13 protein-coding genes are annotated in these 12,948 nt (G+C 61.7%); 10 read left to right on the top strand and 3 right to left on the bottom strand.

Annotated elements, in window-relative coordinates:
* Positions 1–39 precede the first annotated feature (39 nt).
* The 10 genes from ACXJKE_RS01715 (at position 40) to ACXJKE_RS01670 (ending at position 10,163) form a co-directional block, all read left to right on the top strand.
* A complete protein-coding gene (locus ACXJKE_RS01715) occupies positions 40–987 on the top strand; it encodes a histone deacetylase family protein (protein WP_457278840.1) in 948 nt (315 codons plus the stop codon).
* Between the two features lie 87 nt (positions 988–1,074).
* Complete coding sequence (locus tag ACXJKE_RS01710) at positions 1,075–2,100, top strand: NAD(P)H-binding protein (RefSeq protein ID WP_457278839.1); 1,026 nt, start codon at positions 1,075–1,077, stop codon at positions 2,098–2,100.
* Positions 2,072–2,515, top strand: coding sequence for an acyl-CoA thioesterase (locus ACXJKE_RS01705; RefSeq protein WP_457278838.1), 444 nt, complete (start codon positions 2,072–2,074; stop codon positions 2,513–2,515). The genes ACXJKE_RS01710 and ACXJKE_RS01705 overlap by 29 nt, the downstream gene beginning before the upstream one ends.
* On the top strand, positions 2,512–3,258 hold the full coding sequence (locus ACXJKE_RS01700) for a nitroreductase (protein WP_457278837.1): 747 nt from the start codon (positions 2,512–2,514) through the stop codon (positions 3,256–3,258). The genes ACXJKE_RS01705 and ACXJKE_RS01700 overlap by 4 nt, the downstream gene beginning before the upstream one ends.
* A gap of 148 nt (positions 3,259–3,406) precedes the next feature.
* Positions 3,407–3,760, top strand: a complete 354-nt coding sequence (locus ACXJKE_RS01695; protein ID WP_457278836.1) for an FKBP-type peptidyl-prolyl cis-trans isomerase — start codon at positions 3,407–3,409, stop codon at positions 3,758–3,760.
* 103 nt (positions 3,761–3,863) lie between these two features.
* Positions 3,864–5,051, top strand: a complete 1,188-nt coding sequence (gene pncB, locus ACXJKE_RS01690; protein WP_457278835.1) for a nicotinate phosphoribosyltransferase — start codon at positions 3,864–3,866, stop codon at positions 5,049–5,051.
* A 64-nt stretch (positions 5,052–5,115) separates the two neighbouring features.
* Positions 5,116–6,525 (top strand): sodium:proton antiporter, encoded by a 1,410-nt coding sequence (locus tag ACXJKE_RS01685; protein WP_457278834.1) that lies wholly within the window; start codon positions 5,116–5,118, stop codon positions 6,523–6,525.
* A gap of 14 nt (positions 6,526–6,539) precedes the next feature.
* Positions 6,540–7,526, top strand: a complete 987-nt coding sequence (locus tag ACXJKE_RS01680; protein ID WP_457278833.1) for a 2-hydroxyacid dehydrogenase — start codon at positions 6,540–6,542, stop codon at positions 7,524–7,526.
* A 36-nt stretch (positions 7,527–7,562) separates the two neighbouring features.
* A complete protein-coding gene (gene rmuC / locus ACXJKE_RS01675; protein WP_457279774.1) occupies positions 7,563–8,918 on the top strand; it encodes a DNA recombination protein RmuC in 1,356 nt (451 codons plus the stop codon).
* Positions 8,919–8,942: 24 nt separating this feature from the next.
* The gene (locus tag ACXJKE_RS01670; protein ID WP_457278832.1) at positions 8,943–10,163 is read left to right on the top strand and encodes an MFS transporter; all 1,221 of its coding nucleotides are present in this window, start codon (positions 8,943–8,945) and stop codon (positions 10,161–10,163) included.
* On the opposite strand, the gene ACXJKE_RS01665 is transcribed toward ACXJKE_RS01670, so the two are convergent.
* The 3 genes from ACXJKE_RS01665 to earP all read right to left on the bottom strand — a co-directional run bounded on the left by ACXJKE_RS01665 (position 10,141) and on the right by earP (position 12,929).
* Positions 10,141–11,004 carry an LOG family protein gene (locus ACXJKE_RS01665; RefSeq protein ID WP_457278831.1) on the bottom strand — a complete coding sequence of 288 codons (864 nt, stop codon included), beginning with the start codon at positions 11,002–11,004 and terminating at the stop codon, positions 10,141–10,143. The two genes, ACXJKE_RS01670 and ACXJKE_RS01665, sit on opposite strands and share 23 nt — an antisense overlap.
* A gap of 108 nt (positions 11,005–11,112) precedes the next feature.
* Complete coding sequence (gene efp, locus ACXJKE_RS01660; protein ID WP_457278830.1) at positions 11,113–11,667, bottom strand: elongation factor P; 555 nt, start codon at positions 11,665–11,667, stop codon at positions 11,113–11,115.
* 116 nt (positions 11,668–11,783) lie between these two features.
* Complete coding sequence (gene earP / locus ACXJKE_RS01655) at positions 11,784–12,929, bottom strand: elongation factor P maturation arginine rhamnosyltransferase EarP (RefSeq protein WP_457278829.1); 1,146 nt, start codon at positions 12,927–12,929, stop codon at positions 11,784–11,786.
* Positions 12,930–12,948 lie beyond the last annotated feature (19 nt).

Raw genomic sequence — 12,948 nt, 5'->3', positions numbered from 1 at the left:
TCAGGCCACAATCGTTGAAACCCTTCCTCGCATCTCATCTTGCAAGCTTTTTACGCCGACAACTTCGTATTGCCGCTGCCGCTTGGGCACCGTTTTCCCATGGCCAAGTACCGGCTGTTGCGCGACCGCCTGGTCAACGAACTGTCGGCCGTTCGAATGGCACAGGCACCGGCCGCCACCGATGGTGAGCTCGCCCTTGTTCACACGCCCGCTTATATAGACGCCATCACCCACGGAACCTTGCCGGCGCCTGCCCAGCGCGAGATCGGCTTTCCCTGGAGCCTGGGCATGGCCGAGCGCGCGCGCCGCTCTGCCGGCGCCACCGTTGCAGCGGCCCGCATGGCGATGGGGCCTGGAGGCAAACAGGGCGAAGGCGTTGCAGCCAACCTGGCCGGAGGCACGCATCACTCGTATGCGCACAAAGGCGGCGGCTTCTGCGTTTTCAACGATGCGGCGGTGGCCGCCAGGCTCATGCAGGCAGAGTGGGCGCGGCTGCACCGCCACGAGCGCAAACCGCTGCAGGTCGCCATCGTCGATCTGGATGTGCACCAGGGTAACGGCACTGCCAGCATCTTTGCCGCGGACACCAGCGTGTTCACGCTGTCGTTGCATGGGCAAAAGAATTTCCCGTTTCGAAAAGAAGCCAGCGACCTCGATGTGGACTTGCCGGACGGCTGCGGCGATGCAGCCTATCTGCAGGCGCTGGAGCACGCGCTTGACGAACTGGAGCGGCGCTTTGAGCCGGGGCTGGTGCTGTTCCTGGCGGGCGCCGATCCGTACGTGGGCGACCGGCTGGGGCGGCTGGCCCTGAGTTTTGACGGTCTGGAGGCGCGCGACCGGCGCGTCTTCGACTGGGCCTGGCAGCGCCGCATCCCGCTCGCGTTTTCCATGGCGGGTGGCTATGGCATCAACATCGACGAAACCGTGCAGGTGCAGATGAACACCTACCGGGTGGCGCTTGAATACTGGAAGCGCTGGAATCCGTAGCGAGGCTGATCCAACGGGGATTGCTGCTACATTGCCAAGGCCATCCCAGGTGGCCACGAAATAAAACAAGCTAATAGCAACAAGAACATGCAGCCACACCCGAGGGATTCCCAGAAAGATAGCGCAGCCCATGCTGCCCACGCCCTCCGCGTACTCGTGTTGGGCGGCACCGGCTTTATCGGCCGCCATGCCGTCGCGGCGCTGCACACGTCGGGCGCGCAGGTTTCGATCGGCAGCCGCCATCCTTCGCGCCACGAAGAGGCCTATCCTTTTGCTGTCTTGCGCCCTGTGCGCTTTGAGCAGCTGTTGCAGCCCGATGCGTGGACAACCCTGCTGAAGGATGTGGATGTGGTCGTCAATTGCGTGGGCATCCTGCGCCAGCGGCCGAATGAGTCGTATGACCATGTGCATCACCGCGCACCGGCGGCGCTGGCCGTCGCTTGCGCCGGCGCCGGCATTCGACTGATTCATACCTCGGCCCTGGGCTTGCACGCAGGCGCCAAAAGCCGGTTTTTGTCGAGCAAGCTGCTGGGTGAGCACGCCATCGCGGCGTCGGGCAGCGACTACGCCATCGTGCGGCCTTCCTTGCTCGACGGCGAGGGCGGCTTTGGCGCCCGCTGGCTGCGCGGCTTGTCGCGCTCGCCGGTGCAATTTATTCCGCGCGGTGCGCGCGGCGGTATTGCGGCGATGGCTGCCACCGATCTTGGGAAAGCATTTGCTGCGCTTGCGGCTCTTTCTTCCCTGGCGGGCCACCGCGAGGTTGAACTCGGCGGAATTCGCCGTTACGGTTACGCGGAGTACCTGCGTGAACTTCGCGCCGACTATACGGCCACCCCTGCGCTGCAGATTCCAACGCCCAACTGGGCGGCACGCCTGGGCGCGCATGTGTGCGACGTCCTGCACTTTTCGCCTTTCTCGTATGGGCACTGGATTTTGCTACAGCGGGACAATGTGCCTTCACCCAATCGCTTGCCGGAACTGCTGGGGCGCGAGCCACTTCCGATCAGACCCGCCGTTAGCCCGGCCGTCCATCCAGAAGCCCGCCTTGAGCCTGGCCAGGTGCACGCTGGCAAAATAGGTTCTCATGACCTCCCCGACACGCCCGCAGGCTGAAGCCCGCAGCGCCTATAAAGCCTTTCGCGACATCGGCACCCGCTGGTCCGACAACGATGTTTACGGTCACGTCAACAACGTCGTCTATTACAGCTGGTTCGATACCGCCGTCAACGGCCTCCTGATTGAGCGCGGCGCCATCGACATCCACGCCGGCAGCGTGATCGGCCTGGTGATCGAAACCCAATGCAATTACTTCGCGCCGCTGGCCTTTCCGGATCCGGTGGTCGCAGGCATCCGTGTGGCACACGTCGGCTCGTCCAGCGTGCGCTACGAAGTGGCCCTGTTCCCCGGCGATGAGGGTGCGCTGTGCGCTGCCCGGGGCCATTTCATCCATGTGTATGTCGACCGCGCCACGCGCAGGCCTGCGTCGCTGCCCCCCGAACTGCTTTCTGTACTGGAGACCCTCCGATGACCCAGGCACCGCCCGTGCTTCCCTATATCACCCCGCGCCGCGCAGGCGACGCACGCAATGCGGTGGACGAAGCCATCGTCAGCCGCCAGTCAATACGCCAGTTTTTGCCCAGGCCGGTGCCACGCGAGACCATCGCCCATCTGCTGGAAGTTGCCAGCCGCGCGCCTTCTGGCACCAACACCCAGCCCTGGAAGGTCTATGTGCTGCAGGGCGCCAGCCGGGACATGCTGGTGGAAAAAGTCTGTCAGGCCCATGATGCGATATACGCCAACCCCGTGCTGGCCACCGAATACAAAGAAGAATACGACTACTACCCCGAGAAATGGGTGTCGCCCTACATCGACCGCCGCCGCGAAAACGGATGGGGCCTCTACGGCCTGCTGGGCATCACCAAGGGTGACAAGGACAAGATGCATGCACAGCATCACCGCAACTTCCAGCTGTTCGATGCACCCGTGGGCCTGATGTTCACGCTGGACCGCGTGATGGGTCGGGGCTCGCTGGTCGACTACGGCATGTTCATGCAAAACCTCATGGTGGCCGCGCGTGGCCTGGGTTTGCACACCTGCCCGCAAGCAGCCTGGAACGGTTTTTCCCGGATCATCCTCCCGCACATCGGCGCGGGTAGCGACGAAATGCTGGTGTGCGGCATGGCGTTGGGTTATGCCGATGAAACGGCGCGCGTCAACACCTTCCGTACACCGCGGGTCCCGGCTTCGGAATTCACCACCTGGCTCGACTAGAAGCCAGAAGCGGCGCTACTGCATCCCCGCACGCGCCGGCTGGTTTAGGTGTTGCGGGTAAAGTCAGGGATTCGCGAAAAGACGCGATTTCTTTTTGCCTGTTTGGGCTCTATTTTTTTGTTTTCACCTGTTTTAGAAGGACCGCACCATGAATCTCACCACCACACCTTCCGGCCTGCAATACGAAGACACCGTGCTGGGCACCGGTGCCATCGCCAAGGCGGGGCAACATGTCAAGGTTCACTACACCGGCTGGCTCTATAACAACGGCGTCCAGGGCGCCAAGTTCGACTCCAGCAAGGACCGCGGCCAGCCTTTCGAATTTTCCCTTGGCGCGGGGCAAGTGATCCGCGGCTGGGATGAAGGCGTGCAAGGCATGTCGGTGGGTGGTACGCGCCGCCTCGTCATTCCGGCGGAGCTGGGCTATGGTGCGCGCGGCGCCGGCGGTGTGATTCCACCGAACGCCACCTTGCTGTTTGAAGTGGATTTTCTCGGTACCTGAGCTGGCGCGAGTTGAAGAAGGCCCCGGTGCGGCATTGGCGCCGGGCCTGTTCACCTGATTAACCGCCAAGGCGCCCTGGCGCCGCGGCCCTCAAGCGATCCCCATGATCATCACCAGCCTGCTCGACACCGATCTGTACAAGTTCACCATGATGCAGGTGGTCTTGCACCAGTTTCCGGGCGCCGAGGTGGAATACCGCTTCAAGTGCCGCAACGCCGGCGCTCCGGGTATTGGTGATCTGGCGCCCTATGTGACCGAGATACGGGAAGAAATCCGTGGCCTGTGCAGCTTGCGTTTCCAGGACGCTGAGCTGGCTTACCTCAAGGCCATGCGCTTCATCAAGAGCGATTTTGTCGACTTCCTCGGCATCTTCCGGCTCAATGAAAAATACGTCAGCGTCACGGCCTTGCCTTCGGGCGAGATCGACGTGTCCATCAAGGGCCCCTGGCTGCACACCATCCTCTTTGAGATTCCGGTGCTGGCCATCATCAATGAGGTCTACTTTCGCAACACGCAAAAGAAGGCGGACCTGGCCGAGGGGCGCAAGCGCCTGGAGACCAAAATTGGCGAGCTGCAGACGCAAGGCCTGCGAACGCTCAAGATCGCCGATTACGGTACACGCCGCCGGTTTGGCAAAGCCTGGCACGAAGAAGTGCTGCGCACCCTGGTGACGCGGCTGGGCACGGGGGTGGGTGGCCAATTCGCCGGCACCAGCAATGTGCTGTTTGCCATGAAGCTCGGCCTGACGCCGCTAGGCACCATGGCGCATGAATACCTGCAGGCCTGCCAGGCGCTGGGGCCGCGTCTGCGTGACAGCCAGGTCTTTGGCTTCGAGTCATGGGCCAAGGAATACCGGGGCGACCTCGGGATCGCGTTGTCGGATGTTTACGGCATGAGTGCCTTCCTGCGCGATTTCGACATGTACTTCTGCAAGCTGTTTGACGGCGCCCGCCACGACAGCGGCGACCCGTTCCAGTGGGGCGAGCGCATGCTTGCGCACTACACCAAGAACCGGGTCGACCCGCAGACCAAGACGCTGATTTTCAGCGACGGCCTGACGGTGCCGCGCACCATCGAGCTGTACCAGCAGTTCAGGGGCCGCTGCCAGCTGGCCTTCGGCATCGGCACCAACCTCACCAATGACCTGGGCTACGAGCCGCTGCAGATCGTGATCAAGATGATCCGCTGCAACGGCCAACCCGTGGCCAAGCTGTCTGACACACCTTCCAAGAACATGTGCGACGACGAAAAATACCTGGCGTATTTGCGGCAGGTGTTTGAGATTGCATGACTTTCATCCGTCCGATTGGCATGTCTAGCATGGATGCGTAACGATAAAAAAGAACCGGAACATCATGAAACCTCCACAACAGCTGGTGGCGCTGGCGCTGCTTTTGTTATTGCCAAGCCTCTCGTTTGCCGCTGAACTTGACGGTAGCCGGCTGTCAGCCTTGTGGGCGGTGCCGTTCGCTGGAATTTTGCTGTCGATTGCAGTCATGCCGCTGCTGGCGCCTTCTTTCTGGCACCACCACTATGGCAAGGTTGCTGTAGCGTGGACGCTGGCCTTTTTTGTGCCGTTTGCCGCGCTGTACGGTGGCTCTGCTGCTTTTTCCGGCTTGGTGCACGCGCTGCTGGCCGAATACATCCCCTTTATTGTGCTGTTGGTTGCGCTGTTCACGGTGGCTGGCGGGATCCATATTCGCGGCAACCTGCACGGCAGTCCGGCCTTGAACGTTGCGATCCTGGCCATTGGCGCCGTGCTGGCGAGCTTTATGGGCACCACCGGTGCATCGATGCTGATGCTGAGGCCCCTTATCCGGGCCAATGACAATCGCGTGCACAGAGCCCATGTGATTGTGTTTTTTATTTTCATTGTGTCCAATGCAGGCGGTTCACTCACGCCATTGGGCGATCCACCCCTGTTCCTTGGCTTCTTGAAGGGCGTTGATTTTTTCTGGACGGTCAAACAGATATTTCCGGAGACGCTTTTTCTGGTGGGCAGCCTGCTGGCCATCTTCTACGCGCTGGATGGCTGGTTCTTTCGCCGTGAAGGTGTGCTGAAAGTAGACCCTACGCCGGACACCCGGCAGTTTGGGTTTGACGGTGCGGCCAACTTCGCGCTTCTGGCGGCGATCGTGGCCCTGGTGCTGCTCAGCGGCTTCTGGAAGTCACCCGCCTCCTTTCATCTCATGGGGACGGAAGTCGGCTTGCCGGGCCTCGTGCGCGATGTTGGCCTTGTGCTGGTGACGTTCCTGTCGCTCAAGATCACTGCGGAAAAAGTACATGCGGACAACCAGTTTTCCTGGGGGCCGATGGTGGAAGTCGCCAAATTATTTGCCGGCATTTTCCTCACCATCATCCCGGTGATCGCCATGCTCAAAGCAGGCGTCAATGGTCCTTTTGGTTCCGTGGTTTCGGCTGTGACGCGACCGGACGGCCAGCCCGATCCGGCGATGTATTTCTGGGCCGCTGGCTTTCTCAGCTCATTCCTGGACAACGCGCCCACCTACCTGGTGTTCTTCAACACCGCAGGGGGTGATCCGGCCACGCTGATGACCACACTGGCACCGACGCTGGCTGCGATCTCGGCAGGCGCGGTTTTTATGGGCGCGAACACCTATATCGGCAATGCGCCCAACCTCATGGTCAAGGCCATCGCGGAAGACCGCGGCATCAAGATGCCCGGTTTCTTCGGTTACATGGCCTGGTCCTGCTCTATCCTGGTGCCGCTCTTCGTCATCATGACCTTTATCTGGTTCAAGTAAGGAAGTAATTTTTCATGAGCAAGCCCAAAATCCTCGTTGCACGCGCTGTGTTCCCCGAAGTCATCGCCCGCCTGGAGCAGTATTTCGAGGTTGAATCCAACCAGGCCGACGAGACCTGGTCCAAGGCCCAGCTCACCGAGCGCCTCAAGGGAAAGGACGGCGCCTTCACCACCGGCGGCGACAAAATCGACGCGGAGGTGCTGGCCGCCTGCCCGGGGCTCAAAATTTGCGCCAACATGGCGGTGGGCTACAACAACTTCGACATCGACGCCATGACCGCTGCCGGCGTGCTGGCCACCAATGCCCCGGATGTCCTGACCGAAACCACCGCTGATTTCGGTTTTGCCCTGCTGATGGCCACGGCCCGTCGCGTGACCGAAAGCGAGCATTACCTGCGCGCCGGCAAATGGACCAAATGGAGCTACGACATGTTTGCGGGCTCCGACATCCACGGCGCGACGCTGGGCATCCTGGGCATGGGACGCATAGGGCAGGGCATTGCCAAACGCGGTGCCCATGGATTTGACATGAAGGTGATTTACCACAACCGCTCGCGCCTGGATGCAACGCTGGAGGCAGAATGCAAAGCCAGCTACGTCGGCAAGGAAGAACTGCTCAAGACCGCAGATCACCTGGTGCTGGTACTGCCGTATTCGCCTTCATCCCACCACACCATTGGCGCCGCAGAACTGGCATTGATGAAACCCACTGCCAACCTGATCAACATCGCGCGCGGCGGTATCGTCGACGATGCCGCACTCGCTGCGGCCTTGAAGAGCAAGCGCATCGCAGCGGCCGGGCTCGATGTGTTCGAGGGCGAGCCCAAGGTGCATCCTGATTTGTTGACCGTGCCCAATGTGGTGTTGACGCCGCATATCGCCAGCGCCACCATTCCCACGCGCCTTGCCATGGCCGGGCTGGCTGCCGACAACCTGATCGCATATTTCGGCGGCAAGAAGCCGCTGACCCCGCTCAACCCCGCGGTACTTGCCGGCAAATAAGCAAGAAGAAGGCAGCAAGCGGACAATGAACACATGATGGAATCCTGGCTGATGATTGCCTTGTTGGTGGCCAACCTGCTGTTGCTGGTCTGGCTGCTGGTGCGCAAGCCCGCCGAACCAGCGGATACGGGCCGCATCGAGCTGCTGGCGAACATCGCGGCAGGCCACGACAAGCTCGAGCGCGAATTGCGGCGCGAAATCGGTGACAACTCGCGCAGCAGCCGGCAGGAATTGGCGACTACCTTCGCCACCTTCCAGCAAACGCTGGTGCAGCAAAGCGCCGAAGCGATCCGCACGCAGAACACGCAGATCGACGCGTTTTCGCAGCAACTCACCCTGCTGCAAAAAACGCTGTCGGATACCCTGACCACTCAGCTGCAGTCCGTCAGCGAGTCCAACGCCAGGCGCATGGGTGAAGTGCGCGAGACCCTGGAAAAACAGCTGGCGCAACTGCAGCAAACCAATTCGGCCAAGCTCGATGAGATGCGCAAGACGGTCGACGAGAAACTGCAGACGACGCTGGAGACGCGCCTGGGCGAAAGTTTCAAGCAGGTGGCCGACCGGCTCGAGCAGGTGCACAAGGGCCTGGGTGAAATGCAGACGCTGGCGCAGGGCGTGGGCGACCTCAAGCATTTGCTCACCAATGTGAAAACACGCGGCATCTTCGGCGAAGCGCAACTGTCGGCCTTGCTGGAACAGGTGTTCACCGTCGACCAGTACGCGGCCCAGGTCATTACCCGCCGCGGCGGCAAGAATCCGGTCGACTTCGCCATCAAGCTGCCGGGCCGGTCTGATTCGGGTGAACCCCTGTGGCTGCCCATCGACGCGAAATTCCCCAACGAAGACTACGAGCGACTGCTGGATGCGCAGCAGCGCGCCGACGTGCTGGGTGCTGAAATCGCCGGCAAAGCGCTGGAGACGCGCATACGCCTGGAGGCCAAGTCGATCTCCGAGAAATACATAGACCCGCCTTACACCACCGATTTTGCGATTCTTTTTTTGCCGACTGAGGGCCTCTATGCCGAAGTGCTGCGCCGGCCCGGCCTGATGGAATTCCTGCAGCGCGACCACCGTGTCACGCTGGCCGGCCCGACAACGCTGCTGGCCATGCTCAATTCACTGCAGATGGGCTTTCGCACGCTGGCGCTGGAAAAGCGTTCCAGCGAAGTCTGGCAGGTGCTGGGTGCGGTGAAGACAGAGTTCGGCAAGTTCGGCGACGTGCTGGCCAAGGTCAAGTCGCAGACCGAAACCGTGCTCAACACACTGAGCAGTGCCGAGCAGCGCAGCCGTGTCATGGGCAAGGCCCTGCGCAATGTCGAAGCGCTCCCGGAAATCGATTCTGCCCGCCTGCTTCCATTGGACCCGCTTGACAAAGACCTGGACAACATCTGATGCGCACCGCATGAGCTGTGCGTCATGACGCCTGAACTCGCACGCCTGATCGTGGCGCAGATTTGCCTGCACGCCTGCATGGCCGGCACGCGCATGGCGGCGCCGCTGCTGGCGTTGCGCGAGGGCTACAGCCCCGCGGCGGTGGGAGTGCTGCTTGCATTGTTTGCCCTGACGCAAGTCTTCCTGGCGTTGCCGGCCGGCCGTTTCGCCGACCGGCATGGCCTCAGGCGCCCGATCCGGTATAGCGTCTTCGCTGCGGTGCTGGGAGCTGGGGCTGCGGTGGCCTTTCCGGTGTTCCCGGTGCTGTGTCTGGCGGCGCTGCTCACGGGCGGCGCCACCGGCGCAGCAGTGATTTCCCTGCAGCGCCACGTGGGCCGCGCGGCGGTCGGCGCACTGGAGTTGCGCCAGGTGTTCAGCTGGCTGGCCATTGGTCCGGCGGTATCCAATTTCATTGGACCGTTTTCCGCCGGCCTGCTGATCGACCATGTGGGTGCCGTGCCGGGAAGCACTTCCGGCTACCGCGCGGCGTTTTTGCTGATGGCGATCCTGCCGCTGGCCTGCTGGTTCCTGGTACGCAAGACGCGCGAGCTCCCGCCGGTGATTGCCGCCAGCGGCGGGGTGCAGCCCAAGGCCTGGGATTTGCTGCGCCAGGCCAACTTTCGCCGCCTCATGCTGGTGAACTGGTTTTTGTCGTCCTGCTGGGACGTCCACACCTTTGTGGTGCCGGTGCTGGGTTTTGAGCGCGGCATCAGTGCTTCGGTCATAGGCACCATCCTGGGATCGTTTGCGGTGGCCGCGGCTTTGATCCGCATGGTGATGCCGCTGGTGGCGGCCCATCTGCGCGAGTGGAAGGTGCTGGCGGTCTCCATGCTGGCGACAGCCGCACTGTTCGGCATCTACCCGTTGATGCATTCGGCGATCGGCATGGGCCTGTGCTCCATCCTGTTGGGCCTTGCGCTGGGCATGGTGCAACCCATGGTGATGAGCATGCTGCACCAGATCACACCGGAAGCACGCCACGGCGAAGCGCTGGGGCTGCGCCTGATGGCGATCAATGCGTCCAGCGTGGTGATGCCCATGTTGTTTGGCTCCGCCGGTGCGTTGATGGGAATTGGCGGGGTCTTCTGGGTCACCGGGGCCATGGTAGGCGCGGGTTCACGCGCGGCGTGGCTGCTCAAGGACAGCATGTCTGCCCATGGCGGGCACCATCCCGAAACCGGGTCTACAGACGGTAAAAATCCTTGATCAGGTCCCAGGCTACCTGTGCGTCGTCCACGTACTGAAAGAGCTTGAGGTCGTTGGGCGAGATCACGCCTTCTTCCACCAGCATGTCGGTGTTGAGCAGGCGCTTCCAGTAGCTGCTGCCAAAAAGGATGATGGGCACCGGCTTGGCCTTGCGGGTCTGCACCAGCGTGATGACTTCGAACAGTTCGTCGAGCGTGCCGAAACCACCCGGAAACACCACAAGCGCCTTGGCACGCATCATGAAGTGCATCTTGCGCAGCGCGAAGTAGTGAAACTTGAATGACAGCTCGGGCGGCACGTAAGGGTTGGCCGCTTCTTCCATGGGCAGGGCAATCGCCAGGCCCACACTCAACCCGCCGGCCTCGTGCGCGCCCCGGTTGGCTGCCTGCATGATGCCCGGGCCGCCGCCGGTGCAGATGAAGAGCTTGGTCTCGGGCGGTTTTGTCTCGCTGTACTGTGCCACCAGCTTGCCGAAGGCGCGGGCTTTTTCGTAATAGTGGGCATTGCGCGCCAGTTTTCGCGCGCGGTCTATGGTTTCGGCATCACCACCTGCCTCGGCTTCGGCCACCATGGTGACGGAATCTTCCTCGCTGCGAAACCTGGCGCTGCCGAAAACGACCACTGTGTTTTCAATGCCATGGGCCTGCTGTTCCAGGTCGGGTTTAAGCAGTTCCAGCTGGAAGCGGATCCCGCGTGTTTCACGCCGCAGCAAAAACTCCGGGTCGGCAAATGCCAGCCGCGAGGCGTCGGCTTCCAGCGGTGTGCCTTCCCGTGCGTGGGCCTGCAGTTCGGCCCAGGCGTTGGCCAGGCGGCTGACGGATAAGTCTTGTTTTTGTTCCATGAGCTTATTGTGAACGATCAGGCGGGGCGGCTGCTTTTCGGGAACTGGGGCCCGCACAAGCAAAAAAAGGCTCCGTGAGGAGCCTTTTTGCGGAGGGCAGAAGCGGGATTACACGCGCTTGCGGTATTCACCGGTGCGGGTGTCAATTTCAACCAGGTCGCCCTGGGCCACAAAAATCGGCACGCCGATTTCAAAGCCGGTAGCGAGCTTGGCGGGTTTCAGAACCTTGCCGGAGGTATCGCCCTTGACGGCGGGTTCAGTCCAGGTGATTTCGCGCTGAACGCTGGTGGGCAGTTCGACCGAGATCGCCTTGCCGTCGTAGAACACCACTTCCAGTTCCATACCGTCCTGCAGGTAGTTGAGCGAATCGCCCATGTTTTCCGCTTCGACTTCGTACTGGTTGTACTCGGAGTCCATGCAGACATACAGCGGATCGGCGAAGTAAGAGTAGGTGCAATCCTTTTTGTCCAGAATGACCTGATCAATCTTGTCGTCGGCCTTGAACACGACTTCGGTGTTGAAGTTGGCGACCAGGCTTTTGAGCTTCATCCGCACGGTGGCGGAATTGCGCCCGCCGCGGCTGTATTCGGTCTTGAGCACCACCATCGGGTCTTTGCCGTTCATGATGACGTTGCCGGCGCGGATTTCTTGAGCGATTTTCATAGCAGTTTCACTGAGTAGGCCGCTAAACGCATGCACCGGTGTGCAGGTTCCGCGGCGGGTTGTGCAGGACGCCAAAGTCTGGTCGACCTTCAGGCTGTTCTGCAAAGCCTATGATTTTAACGTTTTTTTGTCACGAAACCGAGCAGCCGGGTGCCCAGGTCGTCCTGGGCCATCAGGCGGGAGCGGGCCGTCTGGGCTGTTGCTTGCCAGGCCGGCAGGTCAATGGGGAAGGGCGCCGGGCCGCCGGCGGTGGGTGGCGGCGCTGTTTTGCCGTTCCAGGCGGCGTGAAAAGCCCGTAGGGAGGGCGGCGCCTGGAGCATGTCCAGGAAGGCCTGCAGTTTGGCCAGGTGGGCGTTGTCATGCTGCGGATAGATGTGCCAGACGAAAGGCTTGCCTGCCCAAAGCGCCCGCACCACCGAGTCCTCGCCGCGCACGAAGTTCAGGTCCGAGGCCCAGAGCAGGTGGTCAAACCCGGTTTGCGTCAGCAGGGGGAGGTATGAAATTGATAGCTGCTCGCGCCCGCCCTTATTGGGTTGCAGCCGATTCTTATCATCACACAGGGCACGAACGGCGTTGGCGGCACGCCCCGCGGCCACCAGCAGATGCACCGGTTTGCCTTGCAAGCCGTGTTCCGTAAATTGCGCCAGCAGGCCTTCGAGCGCGGGGGGCTCATAGCAAAACAGGGACACCAGGGTTTCGCCACCCCAGTGGATTCCGTGGGTTTTCAGCCAGCCGGCGCGGTCAAAGCCTGCCTGCCTGTCCTGCAGGCCTGACTCACGCAGCAGCCCGCCGGTATCAGCCGTGAAGCCCGGGTAGAAAAACCACTTGGTCCAGCCGGCAGCCGGTCCGCCTTGTACCGGCGAAGGCATGGCGTGGGAGCGCCCCACGTAGTCCTCGGCAGACAGGTATTCGAGATTGATCCAGACGGGTTTTTGGCCTCCAGCCCAATGCAGACGAGCGCAAGCAGCTATGAAATCAGGAGCAACTTCACAGCCGAAGGCCTCGATCAGCACATCGCAGGGTTGCCCGGCGAGCCCTGCGGCGTCCAGGTTCAGGGGCTGTTCACCGGATGGCCAGGGAAATACCTGTACGCCTTTACAGCCCCCGGGGGCCATCCATGTCAGCGCGGATGCGTCATCCACCCAGAGCCGCACCTTGTGCCCGCGCGAGGCCAGGTCGGCGGCCAGACGCCAGCACACACCAATGTCCCCGAAGTTGTCGATGACTTTGCAAAAAATGTCCCAAACGCGTGCTGCAGCCATGGCGGGTATTGTGATGCAG

This window comes from Polaromonas sp. P5_D5 (assembly GCF_054049435.1).
This window is presented reverse-complemented; position numbering and strand designations above follow the sequence as displayed.